This is a genomic window from Rhodococcus ruitaii (assembly GCF_055230935.1).
Genome location: NZ_JBUYWC010000020.1, coordinates 85364 through 100088 on the forward strand (window position 1 = coordinate 85364; position 14725 = coordinate 100088).

General features: G+C 65.1%; 21 protein-coding genes. 3 read left to right on the forward strand and 18 right to left on the reverse strand.

Going from position 1 to position 14725, the window contains the following annotated elements; translation table 11 throughout:
* Positions 1-65: 65 nt before the first annotated feature.
* The 4 genes from ACZI8W_RS23135 to ACZI8W_RS23150 all read right to left on the reverse strand — a co-directional run bounded on the left by ACZI8W_RS23135 (position 66) and on the right by ACZI8W_RS23150 (position 2927).
* Positions 66-887 (reverse strand): acyl-CoA thioesterase, encoded by an 822-nt coding sequence (locus tag ACZI8W_RS23135; RefSeq protein ID WP_463370854.1) that lies wholly within the window; start codon positions 885-887, stop codon positions 66-68.
* Positions 888-957: 70 nt separating this feature from the next.
* Positions 958-1398 (reverse strand): hypothetical protein, encoded by a 441-nt coding sequence (locus ACZI8W_RS23140; RefSeq protein WP_463370855.1) that lies wholly within the window; start codon positions 1396-1398, stop codon positions 958-960.
* Between the two features lie 13 nt (positions 1399-1411).
* Positions 1412-2266 (reverse strand): alpha/beta fold hydrolase, encoded by an 855-nt coding sequence (locus ACZI8W_RS23145; protein WP_463370856.1) that lies wholly within the window; start codon positions 2264-2266, stop codon positions 1412-1414.
* A 22-nt stretch (positions 2267-2288) separates the two neighbouring features.
* Entirely contained in the window at positions 2289-2927 is a 639-nt protein-coding gene (locus ACZI8W_RS23150) for a TetR family transcriptional regulator (RefSeq protein ID WP_463370857.1), read from the reverse strand.
* Between the two features lie 165 nt (positions 2928-3092).
* Here ACZI8W_RS23150 and ACZI8W_RS23155 point away from each other — a divergent pair, with 165 nt between their 5' ends.
* Genes ACZI8W_RS23155 through ACZI8W_RS23165 form a run of 3 tightly spaced genes read left to right on the forward strand, consistent with a single transcriptional unit; the run spans position 3093 to position 5641 of the window.
* On the forward strand, positions 3093-4199 hold the full coding sequence (locus ACZI8W_RS23155) for a ferredoxin reductase (protein ID WP_463370858.1): 1107 nt from the start codon (positions 3093-3095) through the stop codon (positions 4197-4199).
* A gap of 39 nt (positions 4200-4238) precedes the next feature.
* The gene (locus tag ACZI8W_RS23160) at positions 4239-5423 is read left to right on the forward strand and encodes a fatty acid desaturase family protein (RefSeq protein WP_463370859.1); all 1185 of its coding nucleotides are present in this window, start codon (positions 4239-4241) and stop codon (positions 5421-5423) included.
* An 11-nt stretch (positions 5424-5434) separates the two neighbouring features.
* Complete coding sequence (locus tag ACZI8W_RS23165) at positions 5435-5641, forward strand: hypothetical protein (protein WP_463370860.1); 207 nt, start codon at positions 5435-5437, stop codon at positions 5639-5641.
* Positions 5642-5719: 78 nt separating this feature from the next.
* Here ACZI8W_RS23165 and gdhA read toward each other — a convergent pair whose 3' ends face one another.
* The 14 genes from gdhA to ACZI8W_RS23235 form a co-directional block, all read right to left on the reverse strand.
* Entirely contained in the window at positions 5720-7063 is a 1344-nt protein-coding gene (gdhA, locus tag ACZI8W_RS23170; protein WP_463370881.1) for an NADP-specific glutamate dehydrogenase, read from the reverse strand.
* 926 nt (positions 7064-7989) lie between these two features.
* Complete coding sequence (locus ACZI8W_RS23175; protein ID WP_463370861.1) at positions 7990-8886, reverse strand: major capsid protein; 897 nt, start codon at positions 8884-8886, stop codon at positions 7990-7992.
* 27 nt (positions 8887-8913) lie between these two features.
* Complete coding sequence (locus ACZI8W_RS23180) at positions 8914-9291, reverse strand: capsid cement protein (RefSeq protein WP_463370862.1); 378 nt, start codon at positions 9289-9291, stop codon at positions 8914-8916.
* The gene (locus ACZI8W_RS23185; protein WP_463370863.1) at positions 9288-9695 is read right to left on the reverse strand and encodes a helix-turn-helix domain-containing protein; all 408 of its coding nucleotides are present in this window, start codon (positions 9693-9695) and stop codon (positions 9288-9290) included. Before ACZI8W_RS23185 ends, ACZI8W_RS23180 begins: the two co-directional genes overlap by 4 nt.
* A gap of 2 nt (positions 9696-9697) precedes the next feature.
* Complete coding sequence (locus ACZI8W_RS23190) at positions 9698-9991, reverse strand: hypothetical protein (protein ID WP_463370864.1); 294 nt, start codon at positions 9989-9991, stop codon at positions 9698-9700.
* The gene (locus ACZI8W_RS23195) at positions 9991-10164 is read right to left on the reverse strand and encodes a hypothetical protein (RefSeq protein WP_463370865.1); all 174 of its coding nucleotides are present in this window, start codon (positions 10162-10164) and stop codon (positions 9991-9993) included. Before ACZI8W_RS23195 ends, ACZI8W_RS23190 begins: the two co-directional genes overlap by 1 nt.
* Positions 10161-10511 carry a hypothetical protein gene (locus tag ACZI8W_RS23200; RefSeq protein WP_463370866.1) on the reverse strand — a complete coding sequence of 117 codons (351 nt, stop codon included), beginning with the start codon at positions 10509-10511 and terminating at the stop codon, positions 10161-10163. Before ACZI8W_RS23200 ends, ACZI8W_RS23195 begins: the two co-directional genes overlap by 4 nt.
* Entirely contained in the window at positions 10498-10713 is a 216-nt protein-coding gene (locus ACZI8W_RS23205; RefSeq protein WP_463370867.1) for a hypothetical protein, read from the reverse strand. Before ACZI8W_RS23205 ends, ACZI8W_RS23200 begins: the two co-directional genes overlap by 14 nt.
* Positions 10710-11036, reverse strand: a complete 327-nt coding sequence (locus ACZI8W_RS23210) for a hypothetical protein (protein ID WP_463370868.1) — start codon at positions 11034-11036, stop codon at positions 10710-10712. The genes ACZI8W_RS23205 and ACZI8W_RS23210 overlap by 4 nt, the downstream gene beginning before the upstream one ends.
* Positions 11037-11264: 228 nt before the next feature.
* Positions 11265-12275, reverse strand: a complete 1011-nt coding sequence (locus tag ACZI8W_RS23215; RefSeq protein ID WP_463370869.1) for an AAA family ATPase — start codon at positions 12273-12275, stop codon at positions 11265-11267.
* Positions 12272-13003: a bifunctional DNA primase/polymerase gene (locus tag ACZI8W_RS23220; RefSeq protein ID WP_463370870.1), complete on the reverse strand. Its 732-nt coding sequence runs from the start codon at positions 13001-13003 to the stop codon at positions 12272-12274. Before ACZI8W_RS23220 ends, ACZI8W_RS23215 begins: the two co-directional genes overlap by 4 nt.
* Before the next feature lie 78 nt (positions 13004-13081).
* Positions 13082-13951, reverse strand: coding sequence for a tyrosine-type recombinase/integrase (locus ACZI8W_RS23225; RefSeq protein WP_463370871.1), 870 nt, complete (start codon positions 13949-13951; stop codon positions 13082-13084).
* Positions 13948-14415 carry a hypothetical protein gene (locus ACZI8W_RS23230; protein WP_463370872.1) on the reverse strand — a complete coding sequence of 156 codons (468 nt, stop codon included), beginning with the start codon at positions 14413-14415 and terminating at the stop codon, positions 13948-13950. Before ACZI8W_RS23230 ends, ACZI8W_RS23225 begins: the two co-directional genes overlap by 4 nt.
* Positions 14412-14633 carry a helix-turn-helix transcriptional regulator gene (locus ACZI8W_RS23235; RefSeq protein ID WP_463370873.1) on the reverse strand — a complete coding sequence of 74 codons (222 nt, stop codon included), beginning with the start codon at positions 14631-14633 and terminating at the stop codon, positions 14412-14414. The genes ACZI8W_RS23230 and ACZI8W_RS23235 overlap by 4 nt, the downstream gene beginning before the upstream one ends.
* Between the last annotated feature and the right edge of the window lie 92 nt (positions 14634-14725).

The window sequence follows — 14725 nt, forward strand, 5'->3', positions numbered from 1 at the left end:
CGACCCCCTTTGTCCGATTCTCCCATTGTGACGGGGTGCGCCGCATCTGTCAGGAAAACTGGATGTCAAGCCTTGAAGTACACGAGTTGGTGTGCGGTGGCGAGCAATGTGCTGCCCGAGCCCCACAGGTGTGCGGTCTGGTCGAAGTAGTTCTGCCCGAACCGGTTGCTGCGGGCTGTGGCGAGGATCCGTCGATCCGACTGGGCTTCGATCTCGGCGGCGTCTGCGTGGAAGTAGATCGTCAGAGTCACCGTACCGGCGGGGAGCGCATGGCCGCGACGCAGGAACGCGCGGGGGTAGAACACATCACACAGAGCAGTCAGTGAGGTGAAGTCGAGCGGACGCGGAGGTTCGTCGCGTACCCAGAGGGTCGAGGTGGAATCAGGGTGCGGGGAGGCGTCGGCGCCGGGAACGGCTCCCTCGACGAAGCGCATCTCGTAGTTCTTCACCCACTCCACGAAGTCGGGGAAAGGACTGACGGCCACCTCATCCTCGCGGGGCGCTACGGGTGCGACCAGTTCGGTCGACGCCCAGGTGTCTTTTCGCGTGCCGAACACCGCGGTCGCGGTGGTCGTGACAGATCCGTCCTGAGTCAGTTCGATCGTCCAGTGCTGGCTCGAACGATTGGTGCGGACCGGCCGCGCGACCACCTCGAACTCCCCGTACTGGATAGCGGCCGCGTAGTTGACGGTGAGCGAGAGCGGCGCTCCGAGGACTTCGGGATGCAGTTGGACGGCGCGCAGCATGGTGGCAGCCGTGACACCACCGAACGGGCCGACCATGTTCGCGTATGCCGGGTGGGTGGCTCCGGCGTACCGGCCCGCGTCGATGGAGGTGAGCGCTACCGCTGCATCGAAGACATGGACAGCATTCTCGGTTTCGGGCATGTGGCCATGAAACCAGACTCCGCGACGCGCTTCGATTACCGCCCGGGTAAGCGGGTCGGATACGAACGGACTACTGCCATGGCGTATTGCAGAGGTCTTGACGTGCCTTGGTCCAGAACGGGGTGAGTTCGACGGGTCCGGCGTCCGGGTGGTCGCGCTGGGCCAGGTCGATGAACTCGAGGACCGTCATGCCTGCTGTCCGTGAGTACACGCACGCTTGCAGAGCGAGTTCGGCCGCATCGGCGAAGGGCAGGGCGTTGCCCCACGGGCCGAGGTCGGTCGAGTCCACGAACGTATCGAGATCCGAGCCTCTGCGGTTGTACTCGAGTTGAAGTTCGTAACCGCAGGGTTCTCCGAACAACGCGGAGCAGGTAGTCGAATGCCCGTCGAGGATGAATGCGCTGTCGTCGAGGACATACCGGGTCGGATCCTTCGGGGTCTCCCACACGATGAAGAACGCCGCCACGGCGGCCGCGATCAACACGAACAGCAACAGCGCGCCGCGTTTCATGGGAACTGGCACCTCATCGACGTCGCCTCACATGTGCTCCGACGGCGGCCGCGACGGCGCCGGGTGCTTCGTCCGGGATCCAGTGCGATACCCCGTCGAGAACTTCGAAGCGGTAGTCGGAGTCGACGTAATCGCGGCAGAGCTCAGCGGCGAACCGGCCGACGGCAGCATCGCCGGTGCTCCAGATGTATGTGGTGGGGACTTTCACCGGCGGGATATTCCCGGTGTCGCGGGTCATCGCCCGATACCAGTTGAGCGCTGCAGTGAGTGCCCCGGGGTCGCGCAGTGCGGCAACATATTCGTCGATTGCGCCGGTCGATACTCCTTCGCCGTACGCGTCGCGGAGGCGGCGTGCGTCGTCGGCGAGGAGGTCGTGCTCTGCTGTGCCGGTTTCACGAAACTGGGAGAGGTAGGTCGAGCGGGATTTCTGGTCGTCGTCCTCACGCAACGCTCGACCGAGCGCAGCCAGGTGCGGGATCGACAGCGCCGTCAGTGATCGCACCCGCTCGGGGTGGTGTGCCGTCACGTGCCATGCGACGGACGCACCCCAGTCGTGTCCGACGATGTGTGCGTCGTCGACTCCGAATGCGTCGAGAATTCCCAGGATGTCCGCGCGGAGGTGCGCGATCCCGTAGTCCGCGACCGCATCCGGGCGGGCGCCGGGGGAATAGCCGCGTTGATCAGGTGCCAGCAGCCGTAGTCCGTCGCCGGCGAGCTTCGCAGACACCGCGTCCCAACAGCGTGAGGTCTGGGGGAATCCGTGTAGTAGGACGACCGGTGGTCCGTCGTCGGGCCCCGCGACCCGGACGTCGAATGTCAGATCGCCCAGCGTGACCGGGACCGTTTCGGAATCTGCAGATTCGAGCACCCCTCAACCGTACGTCCCGAAGTCAGTCGTGGAGCGGATTCCACGCGGACATGCCGAGCATGATCAGACGCAGCTGTTTCTCCCCGCGGGTGACGACTTCGGCTTCGGCGGTACGACCGGGTTCGACGGTGAGTAGGTCCAGCACCACTTCGAACATGGAGGTGACGAGTAGGCCAGCGGCCATCTCGAGGTCGTCGGCCTCCCAAGTGGCGAGGTGGGGGATGCGTGCGAGGTCGACCGCGAGTTCGCGGGTGAGAAGGCGGAGTTCGACGGCGAAGACCCGCACCACTTCCGGATGACCGCCATGACGTTCGCGTGCGAGGAATCGGAATGCGAGTTCGTGGTCGCGCACCTGCCGGAGCAGTGCGGTCAGTGATGCCTGGGCGTTCGAGGGGCTCGGATTGCGGCGTGCGTCGCGCAGGATCGAGCGGAGCAACCGCATCGTGTCGTCGGTGAGTGCGACGCCGAGTTCTTCCATCGACGCGAAATGCCGGTAGAACGCGGTGGGCACGATACCGACCGCTCGCGCGACCTCGCGCAGGCTCACGCTCGCGAAACCGCGATCCGAGGACAGTTCGAGTGCGGCATCGAGGATTGCCCGGCGGGTGCGTTCTTTGCGTTCGGCCCGGCTGCTCGGATCGGGTGCGGGGGCTACGGGCACGTCCCGAGTGTAGGCAGACGGTCCATCTCCTGGGCGCACCGCCCCCCACCGGGGGTGTTATCGCTGTCACATGCGGGTTGACAGTGTCCGACTCGGACCTGCCACACTGCTTCAGTGTACAAATGTGCACTGAAATGATGATTCCGAATCGGAAGGTTGGACATCATGACTGCGAGCCTCGCGCCGAGCCGTGCCCCACTTCGGATCGGACTCGGAAAACTGCTGTTGGGAGCGCTTGGTTCCCTCTCGGCACCACACCACCCGGACCGCTACCTCGAACTCGCCGACCCGCTACTCGCGACCATGGTCAACCGGGCCAGGATCGTCGATATCGACACAGGTGTGCACGGATCAACCACGCTCACCTTGCGCCCTTCGAGGGCATGCCGGTTCGAGCCGGGGCAGCACATCCAGCTCGCTGTGGTGATCGACGGCGTGCGGCATACGCGCACGTTCTCGCCGACCCCAGTGCCGGGATCGCGCGATCTGGTGCTCACCGTCGGGATGCGGCCCGGTGGGCTGGTATCGGGTCACTTCGCGGACCGCGCCCGGATGGGGGACGTCGTCGAGGTCGGTGACGGTACCGGGGATTTCGTGCTTCCCGAGTCGCGGCCGTCGCGTCTACTGATGATCAGCGGCGGTTCCGGTATCACACCTGTGCTGTCGATGCTGCGGTCGCTCGCTCTCGAAAGGAGTCCGAGTGCAGTGACGTTCGTGCACTACGCGCGCACCTCAGCGCACATCCCCCGTCGCACGGAACTCGATACATTGGCGTCATTGCCCAATGTCGAGGTCGTATTCGCGCACACCCGTGATGAGGGTGGACACCTCCGCGGGCGGTTCGAACGCGCACACCTCGACGCAGTTGCGCCGTGGTTCGCCGACACTCCCACCTACGTGTGCGGGCCGTCCGGCCTGGTCGAGAGTGTGCGCGACGTCTACGTCGAAGCCGGATGCTCGGACCTGCTGCGTACCGAAGAATTCGCGCCGCGGGCGTACGGCGTCGACCCCGACGACGCGTCGGGATCGGTGTTGTTCGCCGCGTCCGGAATCGTCGCTTCCAATAGCGGTGCGACGGTGCTCGAGCAGGCCGAGAAAGCCGGGCTCGCACCGGATTATGGATGCCGCATGGGGATCTGCCACACCTGCACCGCAGTCCGGTCTTCTGGAACTACACGCGATGTGCGCACGGGCGAGCCTGGCGCCGAACCGGGCGCGCGCATCCAGATCTGCGTCAGCGCGCCGGTTGGCAACGTCACCGTCGACCTCTGACCACACCGCACTTCCGACCCGAAGAAACTGGAGGACAGTATGTCCGGCAGCCAGGTGGCACGCGCCGCCGCGGAACCGATTGTGCTCGGCCGCGATCAGGTTGACGAGATCGGCGCTGAATTGGATGCGATCCGGGAACGCACCCTCGCCTCTCTCGGTGCCGAAGATCGCGACTACATCTACCGGATCATCAAGACCCAGAGAGGATTCGAGGTGGCCGGTCGCGGACTGCTGTTCCTCGGATTCTTCCCGCCGGCCTGGGTGGCTGGGGTGGTGTCGCTCAGTGTGTCGAAGATCCTGGACAATATGGAGATCGGCCACAATGTGATGCACGGACAGTACGATTGGATGCGCGAGCCGTCGCTCAACTCCCGATCCTTCGAATGGGACACGGTGTGCCCCTCGGATCAATGGCGGCACTCACACAACTACATGCACCACACCTACACCAATATCGTGGGAATGGATCGCGATATCGGGTACGGCATTCTCCGCATAGACCCTGCCCAGAAATGGCATCCGTACTATCTCGGCAACCCTGTCTACGCAACGGCTTTGATGCTGTTGTTCGAGTGGGGTGTCATGTTCCACGACGCGGAAGTCGAGCGGATCGTCAAGCGTGAACGGAGCTGGCGCGATGTACTCCCGCTGGCGAAGGGATGGTGGCGCAAGTCGCGGCGTCAAATCGTCAAAGATTACGTTGCGTTCCCGCTGCTGAGCGGTCCGATGTTCGTTGCGACACTGGTCGGTGACGCGACCGCGAATCTGGTCCGCAACGTGTGGACGTTCTCGATCATCTTCTGCGGGCATTTCCCGTCGGGTGTGCAGTCGTTCTCGATGGACGAGACCGCAAACGAGACGCGCGGCGAATGGTATGTGCGCCAGATGCTGGGGAGTGCGAACATCAGCGGCACACCACTGTTCCACATCATGTCGGGCAACCTGTCGCACCAGATCGAACACCACCTGTTCCCGGATCTGCCCGCGCATCGGTATCCGGAATTGGCGCCGCAGGTACAGGCACTCTGTGAGAGGTACGGGTTGCCCTACAACACGGGCGGTCTGTTCGCGCAGATCTCGTCCGTCTGGAGGAAGATCTTCCGGTTCGCGCTTCCACCGGCCCTGGTGTCACCGGAGCCGGCGACAACGGTACTCATCGAGCGGTCGCCGAGAGCCGAGCGCAGCACGGAGCCGGTGGGTACGCTCGCGCGGGACAACACGTGAGGGGATCCGGCATGGTGGGAAGATTCGAGCGGAACAAGGACGTCATCCAGGACGTGACCGAATCGGCGGCGACGCATGTCGGCGCGATCGCGAATATCATCACCGGCGCAGTCCGCGACGTGACCCGCGAGATCGGTGATCTGATCACCGAGGGCATCGAGATGCGGGAGGCCTCGCGTAAGGCGCGTTCCGATCATGAGGGGTCCGAAGAGAGGTAAGCAGGGCAAAGGTGAAGCTCGCAGACCCAGTGGATGGCCACTGGGTCTGCGAGCTTTACAACAGGTCTGCGAGCTTTGTCAGATCACGCCGAGCGCGAACATCGCGTCGGCAACCTTCACGAACCCGGCGATGTTGGCGCCGTGCACGTAGTCGCCCGGCTTGCCGTACTCGGCGGCGGTGTCGATGCAGCGACCGTGGATGTCGCGCATGATGCCCGCGAGACGCTCATCGGTGTAGTCGAAGTGCCACGAATCGCGTGACGCGTTCTGCTGCATCTCCAGGGCGGACGTGGCGACACCGCCGGCGTTCGCGGCCTTGCCGGGAGCGAAGCGGACGCCCGCCTCGCGGAATACGGAGGCGCCACCCGGGGTGGTCGGCATGTTCGCGCCCTCGGCGACCACTTTGACGCCGTTCGTGACGAGGATCTTGGCAGAGTCCTCATCGAGCTCGTTCTGAGTTGCGCAGGGGAGTGCGACGTCGCAGGGCACGGTCCAGATGTTGCCTTCGGGGAAGAACTCGGCGTCGGTGCGCTCCTCCGCGTACTCGCAGATGCGGCCGCGGCGGACTTCCTTGATCTCCCGTAGCAGATCAAGATCGATGCCGTTCTTGTCGTGGATGAAGCCCGACGAGTCCGAGCATGCGATGGCCGTGCCGCCGAGCTGATGCAGCTTCTCGATCGCGTAGATCGCGACGTTGCCCGAGCCCGACACCACAGCGGTCGTTCCCTCGAGAGAATAGCCGCGCGCTTTGGCCATCTCGGCGACGAAGTACGCGACTCCGTAGCCGGTGGCCTCCTTGCGGACCTGCGACCCGCCCCAGGTGAGGCCCTTACCCGTGAGTACACCGGACTCGTAGGAGTTCGTCAGGCGCTTGTACTGGCCGAACAGGTAGCCGATCTCACGGCCGCCGACGCCGATATCCCCGGCGGGGACGTCGGTGTACTCACCGATGTGGCGGTGCAGTTCGGTCATGAACGACTGGCAGAAGCGCATGATCTCCTGCTCGGAACGACCCTTCGGATCGAAGTCGGAGCCGCCCTTGCCGCCGCCGATGGGCAGGCCGGTGAGCGCGTTCTTGAAGATCTGCTCGAAGCCGAGGAACTTCACGATGCCGAGATTGACGCTCGGGTGGAAGCGTAGGCCGCCCTTGTAGGGGCCGAGCACGCTGTTGTACTGCACGCGGAAACCGCGATTGACGTGCACCTGGCCGGTGTCGTCGATCCACGGCACGCGGAAGATGATCTGCCGCTCGGGCTCGCAGAGACGCTCGATGAGCCCCGAATCGAAGTACGACGGATGCCGTTCCAGTACTACGTGCAGCGACTCGAACACCTCGGCCGCAGCCTGATGGAACTCGGGTTCGCCCGCGTTGCGGGCCTTGACCTGTTCATAGATCTCTGCGATGCGGTCCGAGGTCGACACGCCCACCTACCTGACTGTGAGAAGACTGTTACATCGTATTTACGACGAGAACTATAGGTGCCGACTAGTCACGTCTGGTAATCCGGTCGTCGGGTGCGAGGAGGAACGCGGCGATCGTGTCGTGTGGATCCGGTGGCTGCGCGGCACAGGTAACGGCAATCGGACTGCGGGTCGTCGAGAGCGCAGCGATGCTCGGGTTGTGCTCGCGAGTCTACCGGCGCGACCATGCGGGTGGGCCGTTTCCGGGAGGTCGAGACACCACTGTGGCCAGCGAGGACGTAGGGGGCGGCATCTCACGGTGCCCCCGGCAGGACTCGAACCTGCGACCTAGAGATTAGAAATCGGCACATACGGTTTCATCCGGACGAGTCTCGTTATCCACTGCGCCGCAGTGGGATGCATCGACTACAGGTCCCGATAGTTCTACGTTGATTCGTGACAGTTCTCACTCATAGACGATGAATATCCGATGGATCTGCATGTGAGCACGATCAAGACTGCTCCCTCCCCCCTCTCTGACCGCGGTCAGCCCGGGGTCAGAGAGGGGAGCAGTTGGTGGCGGCGCAGCTCCGGATGGTTCGCCTCGGCCAGCGGCGAGCACTGCCCAGACCATCCTGCGGCGCACTCCCACGGCTGCGTGGTGATCGGTCATTTCGGGGGTCTCCCGGAACGTTTTTCGGCCCGTATAAAAATTCCTGACTGGGGGCGCCGGGCAGTCAGGAAGGGGGGCACCCTCGACAATCCTCGCCGGCACCCACAGCGACGAGAGGCTCGGGTGCCCCCGCCCGCCATGCGGGGGGCACCCGAGCCTGACCCGGGGCGCGTGCCCTTCGATCCCGTAACCCCGTGGGACCTCGAGCTCGGAGCCGACACCCGGACGTCTCCGTCCGGGCCGAGGTGCCGGCCACCTCGTGCGCCCAGGACACTTATCCGTCGATACCGACGATGCGCATAACAGCGGACGGCTGTTCGACCGCGAACGCCGGCACGACGTACCCCTGCACGACGGTCGAGCGGTTCTCTCGCTTGTCGATCTTCTCAACCGTCAGCGGCGTCTCGAACCCGATGCGACCGACGTGCCCGGACTGCACGACGTACGCGGTACTTGGCGGCACATACGGCGAGACGGCCATCGACACGCCGAGTGCGTCCAGTGCTGCAGTCAATTCGCCGGCACCGTAGACGATCTGCAGATCCGCCGCCTGCTCCGGTCCGACGACGAGAGTGTCGAACTTGATCCCGAGGTCCGACTTGTCGGCGAGGCGCTGAGCATTGATCAGATCGGCAAGAGGGCGTTCCCGATTCGGGGTCAGCGACTCCGGGGGGCCGACGGTGACTGTGTCACTCCACGGGCGCGTTGCCACGATCTTGCCCTGCCCCGGCAAGGTGTCGAGGGCGGCGTCGACAGCGGCGAGTGTCATCCGATTGAGCTTGCGCGCGATGGTGTTTGACAGCTGCTGCACCTGCAGGCTCAGGTACGACAGGTTGTTGCGGGTGATCCGCTCGTCCTCGACGACGAACTTGCCGCCGAAGTCCTGCACCAGCGCGAGCCGCTGATCGGGGTCGACGGTCTCGACGAGCCGGTACTCATCGCCTGGTGCACGCTCGACGACATCGTCGGCGAGGTACTTATCCTCGGCACGTACGACGTGGTAGACGAGCCCGCCGCCGACGATAGGCCCCTGGGCCGGCGAGAAGAACGTATCGGCGATCACCTGGCTCTCGACCAGCTCGAGCACCCGGGTTGGCAGGAACCCGGGTGTCTGCATGATCACGGACACCGTGATGTTCTTTCCCTCTTGCTGCGGGGTGAGAATGCCCATGGCAGTCCCCCTTTCGTGTGGTAATGGTCAGGCGTACAGGCTCACGTAGGCGTCGCCGTCGAGATTGGCATCGGCGACGGCATACCCGACCGGCGTACCGCTCGTGTGCGGCACCACCTCGCCGTCGCCGTCGGCCTCGACCTCGTCGCCGGCGGCGATCGCCGCGCCCGCGGTGATCTTGACAATGCGGGATCCGCCGCGGGCGATCGACACGATCTCGCCGAGCACCGCGTCGTTGCGGGCGACACCGAACGCACGGGCGCCGGCGGTAGTGCGTTCGACGGAGATCAGATCATCGTCGAGATCGCCGGCCACCGACACGAGGCACTTGCGGGTGACGGGTCCGGCGGCGCGGCCGGTGATGTCGGTTGCGGGCTTGTACACGTCGACGTTGAGATCACTCATCGCTGTGTGCTCCTTCGTTCATGGACGGCGGCTGCGGAGATCAACCAGCGACCGCCGGCCTGTTGGGCGTCGAGCCGGCCACGCCTGCACAGTGCGCGCACGTTCTCCGGTGAGCATCCGAGAATCCTTGCGGCTGTGCCAGTGTCGACCAGTTCATACGTCGACACTGGCAGATTGGCGCCACCCGGCGGTTCCGCTGTCACGGCGCCGGAACTACCGGCGGAACTGAGCAGCCGGTGCAGCTCCCCGACACGGGGCACAGTGCGCTGCCCTCGCTCGCTCAGCATCCGTTGCAGCACTGTCAGGCACGAGGCCAGGAACTCAGCGTCGTCGGGACCTACGAGCAGGCCGGACACGATCATCGGCCGTGCCACGACGGTGGGATACCGCTCCGGTGTGGGCATCGCTAGTCGGTGTCCTCGGCGGCTGCAGCGAGCAACCACGCTTCGAGCGCTTCGATGCGGTTCGGCTGATCGGTCAGCTCGGGCACGATATCAAGCACCAGCTGGCACAACGCTGCCGGGAGATAGAGCAGCAGACCGTCGGCCATTGCCGCACCGGCGAGATGCCGAACCGACTCCGCCGAGTCGGCCCCGTCGTCAAGCGTGACCTTCCCATTGTTCTCGAGAGCCCGGTATGTGTCCTGCCGTCCACGTATAGCCAGGCGCAGGATCGCGGCCGCGTACTGTCGTTCGGTCATCACCGCGCGTACCCCTCGGCAATCTCGGCGACGTCGTGCAACCGATCGGCGAGGGCGCGCGCCTCGGCAATCGTCATCGCTACCCGGAGTCCTGCCAGCGACAGAGCCACGGGACAGGGCGCGTGCACGAACGCCTGCACCTGGTATTCGACAGCGAGCGCATGGAACTTCACTTCAACCTCCTCGCGTTCTCGTACGCGTCGGTGAGCTTGTCGCGGAACGCGAGCTGAGGAGCGAGCCGGTCGACAGTCTGCAACACTGGGTCGAGAATGTTGTGCGTCATCATCCGCAGCGCACCGGCCGCGACGTAGCCGAACGCGTCGACACCTACACGGTCCAACCACTTCGCTGAGATCGCGTCGAGGGCATCCTCGTCACCGCAGTGCATCGCCATCTCGTAGGCGAGCTCGATGCTGTCGGACTGCATCCGGTTGATGTCCATGATGCCGAGTGGTTGGCCGTTGTCGTCCACGAGCATGGCGTGTTCGGGTAGCTGGTTGGCGGTCTCATCGTTGGTCATCGGTGTCTCCTCGGTTGTAGTTGCCAGACACGCCGTACACGCGTCCTACCCACGTGAGCCGCACTGTGCGGCGCTCTGGCTTCTTGGCGTCGAACAGCAGCGACCGGCCAGCGCAGCGAGCGCCCGACAGTCGCGGATCGACGAGTGCGGCGATCGGTGCCGGGGGTGTTCGGCCCACACCGCCGGTGACGGGGCGGCTCACCGGCTCACCGGCGATCGATGCCAGCGGCAGGCGAGGCCGTGGCGACCCACCACGTTCTGACACGGCAGCCCGTCGGCGCGTGGGCGACCGCAGCGCGGCTGTGCCGGTCGTTCGAGCGCGGCGCGCATCCTCGGCGGGATCGGAAGGTCCGGATGCTCGTGCGGCGCGCAATGGGAGCAGTTGCATCCGTACTCGTCGCGCTCGTCGATGTAGCCGTCGTTGTCGATCAACCACAGCCGAGTTTCACCGGTCGGGGCGATGCACACCGAAGCGGCGTAGCCGTTGCCGAGCGCGATTGTGCGGAGCGGGTCGGGGTGGCTCATCGGGCCTCCTGGGTTCGAAATTCGAAGGATGGCGTTTCGGGGTCGGCGAGCGTTCCCGGGGAACACGGGGAACGTTCCCCGGGAACGCTTGTGGTGTTCCCCGGCCACCCCGGGAACGCACAGGTTCCGGGGAACGCTTTTCTGTGGCATATCCGCAGGTCGAGGGAGTTCCCGGGTGCATGTTCCCCGTTCCCCCGCCTAGGGGGTCGGGGAACGGGGAACACTGCCTCATTCGCCGTTCTCCGTACGCCACGCGCGTAGGGCGTTCCCCGCGCGGTCGGTACGCCAGCTCATGCGGTCCTTGACGTCGCGAACCGACCTCGGCGGCGGGTCGAGGGTGTCGATCGCATCGACGTCTTCGGCGAGCCGCTGCGGGTCGTCGGTGGCGATCCCGAAGTCGGCCGGTGCCGATTCGCCGGCCTGTGGCGCGCGGATCATCGCCTCGAGGATGTTCTCGGCGAACGGACGCAACTCGAACAGTCCCGCGAGTGGTTCCCGATCTCCAGACGGGGAATGCGCGCGCAATCCCCCGTGCCGGTCCTTGTTGATGGTCAGGTACGCCGAGCCACCCTTGCCCGGAGTGAACGCGTCCTTGACGCGCACGCGCAGCGATACGCCACCGATGGCGCGGCGCTTGGCGCTGGTACCGCCGGGCCCGAATGTTCGCGAGTCCGAACCCTTGGCGAGGTGATCGACCACGAGCACGCACGCGCCGGTCTTGGCGAGCGGTTTGAGCACTCGCGAGTGCACGGTGGTGAACTCGTCGGCGGAGTTGCTCGAGGATCCGAACAAGGGCAGTAGCTCACCCAGTGAGTCGACAACCACGATGTCGGGTTTCCACTCGTGCATGTCGGCTACGACCGTCAGCGCGTGCAGCCGGTCGTCGGGTTCGACGTACAGGAACCGTTCGGGGTCCGAGAGGACATCCCGGTCGGCGCCGAGTGCGAGCAATCGCGTCACGGTCGGGCCGGGACCGTTGTGGTCGAGGTCGATCACGATCACTCTGCCCGCGACGCCGGTCCGGAGCCGCTCAGTTGCCGCTGCGAGACACACCCAGGTCTTTCCGCCCTCGGGGTCACCGAACACGAGGTTGACCTGACCGTCGTAGAACAGCGCGTGCCCGTCGTCGCGGATGCCGTATCGCGGTACCGGGGCCGGTGGCAGGTCCCCTGCCAGCAATGCGGCCACGTCGAAATAGCGTCCGTAGTCGACGCCTGGCGGGTCTTCGACAGCAGTCACGCTGACCTCCCCGTTGTCCGCTGGGCGGATCTCAGGCATGTGTCGATCTCGTTCTCGCTCAAGCCTGTGGACAGAGCGGCATCGCGGATCTCGGGCACGAGACGACTGCTCCCCCGTTCGAGAGCCCGGCAGAATGCCCAGAACGTCACCGCGTTTCGGCCACCACCGACAGCCTCAGCAACTTTGCGCACCAGGCCGTCGGCGCGGCGCTGTGGGTCGGCCCGTGGCGATGTCGGCGGCGGCGTGAACGTGGGCGCGATGACAAGCGGGAGCAGCTGTTGCGGCAACGGTGCGATCGGTAGGTCCCGTTCGATCAGGTACAACTTCCCGGTGTCGGGGTGAACCGAGCCGGGCATCACGGTGTACCCGGTGCGCCACGTCTTGATGTCGATACCGTCGTGACCGTCGAGCTTGCCGCGCGTCTTGCCGAGATGCCGGAAATACACGTGCTGGCCACCGGAGCCGGTGCGCACAACGAGCGTGTCGAACAGCTCCGGGACCTCGAGCGCATCGAGGTCTCCACCGTTGCGTGGGTCCTCGTCGAGCACGATCACACCCTCTCGGGTGCCGCCCCAATTGCACCGTGGATACCGACGCGCAAGACGGGTGAGCGCGTCACGGTCGGTAGTGAAGCTGTGGAATCCGCCGGGCAGGAACGCCCTCTTGCCGTCGAGAGGACCCAGCGCGAACCCGATTTCTCGCATACGCTGAGTCTCGGGATGCACCATGATTCCATCCTTTCTGCGGCCCGGGGATGCTGGTCACTCCCCGGACCGCGACATTGAAAGTCGTTGGGGTGCTTACGGTCAGGTCAAGTCGAGTCGGGCTGCCGATGCCGCCATGCGTAGCGCCGCGTCGTCGGCTTTGGTGTAGATCGCCGTGGTGGTCGGCGACACGTGCCCCAGTAGGTCCTGGACGGCGCGAATGTCCTTCGAAGCTCGATACGCCAGGGTTCCGAACCGGTGTCGCAGGGTATGGGGTGTCCATCCGGCGGGTAGTGCCCGCGTAACGAGTTTGCCGAGATACTCGGGCGTCAGATGCTCCCCAGGCCGCTCCGGACTCGGGAACACGTGCCGCGTGCGCACGGCGAGAATCTCCTCAGCAAGGTCATCGGCGAGCGGGACCAGGCGCACATGCCCCCCTTTACCCTTGACTCGCAATGAGTACCGGCCTGGCACTCCCTCGGCATGATCGGGCCGTACTGCGGCGACCTCGGCGCGGCGCAGACCCGTTTCGGCGAGGATCCGCAGGGCGAGCCGCTGTGTGGGCGTCTCGGCGTTCGCGAGCGCTTCGGCGAGCACCGAATCCGGGCAGGGCCGGGGCACACCTCGAGGTGGACGGACCACCGGCAGGTTCTCGGCGGGATTGTCCGCTCGAATCCCGCGGTCGTGGAGCATCGAGAAGAAGCCGCGGAATGCGGTGCGTGCACTCTTGGCGGTGTTGTGTTTCCAATGCGCTTGCGCTGCAAAGTATTCGATCAGGTTCTCGTGGGTGATCGTCAACGGCGCCCACTCGGGATGCTCGACGGCGAGCTGGCGGATGTAGGACACCCGGAGCCTGATGGTCCCAGGAACAAACCGCGTGGCCTGCATCATCAGGACCCATAAGGTCACCAATTCCGTCCACGGGCCGGGGATCGGGTCGGGTGCCGGGCCGGACTTCCCTGGGCCGCTCACAGGTCCGCCTCGGTCTCGGCGATCACGTGCAGCCATTTTCGATAGAGCTCGGTGAGCTCGTCGATCAATGCAGGGATTTGCCCCGGGTGAATGACCGCGTCGCCCATCGCGTCGCGCGGGGCCTCGAGGTTCAGCGAGTCCTCGATCGGCTCGCCGGGGTAGTGGAATCGGTAGAGGGTCAGGCGTAGCCGCTCACCGATGTCGGCGGTGCCGAGATCCTCGAAACGGCCCGTGATGACGGGGCTTACCTGCGAGTTCGTGGTTTCAGTACTATGGGGCATGAATTCCTCGTTCTGAGATGCGGTGGATTCGTCACCCTCGGAAGCGGTAGCCGCCGCTCCGGGGGCATTTCTCTGTTCGATCTGGTCGGCGGTGTTTTCCCAGACGCGGGACATGTTCTCGTCGCCGAGCTTGCGGGCCGCGGCCGCGCCTCGACGCAGCTCCTCGGGTGTCATCTCGGTCATGCAGCGCCACCGCGTGTCTCCTGGGCGTTCTCCCAGGCGATGACGTCGCTCATCTTGTAGCGCGCGTACTTGCCGATCTTCGAGAAGCGTGGCCCCTTCCCTTGGCTGGCCCACTGAGCCAGCGTCTTGACCGGCAACTTGACTCGGCCCGCGACCTCTTCGCGGCTGAGCCAGTAGTCCTCACTAGTGCGGCGTGGGAAAAGTAGTTTGGCGGTCAAGTTTGAGATACTGCGGCATGCGAGTTGCTCCTTTGGTGTTGCGTGACGGGGATCGAGACGAGCTGGCTGCGTTGGTTCGGTCCAAGACCGTC

What these genes read in the sequence shown, in the direction of transcription:
- ACZI8W_RS23140 (WP_463370855.1), bottom strand. Translation starts at nt 1,398, where the DNA reads ATGAAACGCGGCGCGCTGTTGCTGTTCGTGTTGATCGCGGCCGCCGTG.
- ACZI8W_RS23165 (WP_463370860.1), top strand. Translation starts at nt 5,435, where the DNA reads ATGGTGGGAAGATTCGAGCGGAACAAGGACGTCATCCAGGACGTGACC.
- ACZI8W_RS23175 (WP_463370861.1), bottom strand. Translation starts at nt 8,886, where the DNA reads ATGGGCATTCTCACCCCGCAGCAAGAGGGAAAGAACATCACGGTGTCC.
- ACZI8W_RS23180 (WP_463370862.1), bottom strand. Translation starts at nt 9,291, where the DNA reads ATGAGTGATCTCAACGTCGACGTGTACAAGCCCGCAACCGACATCACC.
- ACZI8W_RS23200 (WP_463370866.1), bottom strand. Translation starts at nt 10,511, where the DNA reads ATGACCAACGATGAGACCGCCAACCAGCTACCCGAACACGCCATGCTC.
- ACZI8W_RS23155 (WP_463370858.1), top strand. Translation starts at nt 3,093, where the DNA reads ATGACTGCGAGCCTCGCGCCGAGCCGTGCCCCACTTCGGATCGGACTC.
- ACZI8W_RS23190 (WP_463370864.1), bottom strand. Translation starts at nt 9,991, where the DNA reads ATGACCGAACGACAGTACGCGGCCGCGATCCTGCGCCTGGCTATACGT.
- ACZI8W_RS23210 (WP_463370868.1), bottom strand. Translation starts at nt 11,036, where the DNA reads ATGAGCCACCCCGACCCGCTCCGCACAATCGCGCTCGGCAACGGCTAC.
- ACZI8W_RS23230 (WP_463370872.1), bottom strand. Translation starts at nt 14,415, where the DNA reads ATGACCGAGATGACACCCGAGGAGCTGCGTCGAGGCGCGGCCGCGGCC.
- ACZI8W_RS23185 (WP_463370863.1), bottom strand. Translation starts at nt 9,695, where the DNA reads ATGCCCACACCGGAGCGGTATCCCACCGTCGTGGCACGGCCGATGATC.
- ACZI8W_RS23220 (WP_463370870.1), bottom strand. Translation starts at nt 13,003, where the DNA reads ATGGTGCATCCCGAGACTCAGCGTATGCGAGAAATCGGGTTCGCGCTG.
- ACZI8W_RS23135 (WP_463370854.1), bottom strand. Translation starts at nt 887, where the DNA reads ATGCCCGAAACCGAGAATGCTGTCCATGTCTTCGATGCAGCGGTAGCG.
- ACZI8W_RS23160 (WP_463370859.1), top strand. Translation starts at nt 4,239, where the DNA reads ATGTCCGGCAGCCAGGTGGCACGCGCCGCCGCGGAACCGATTGTGCTC.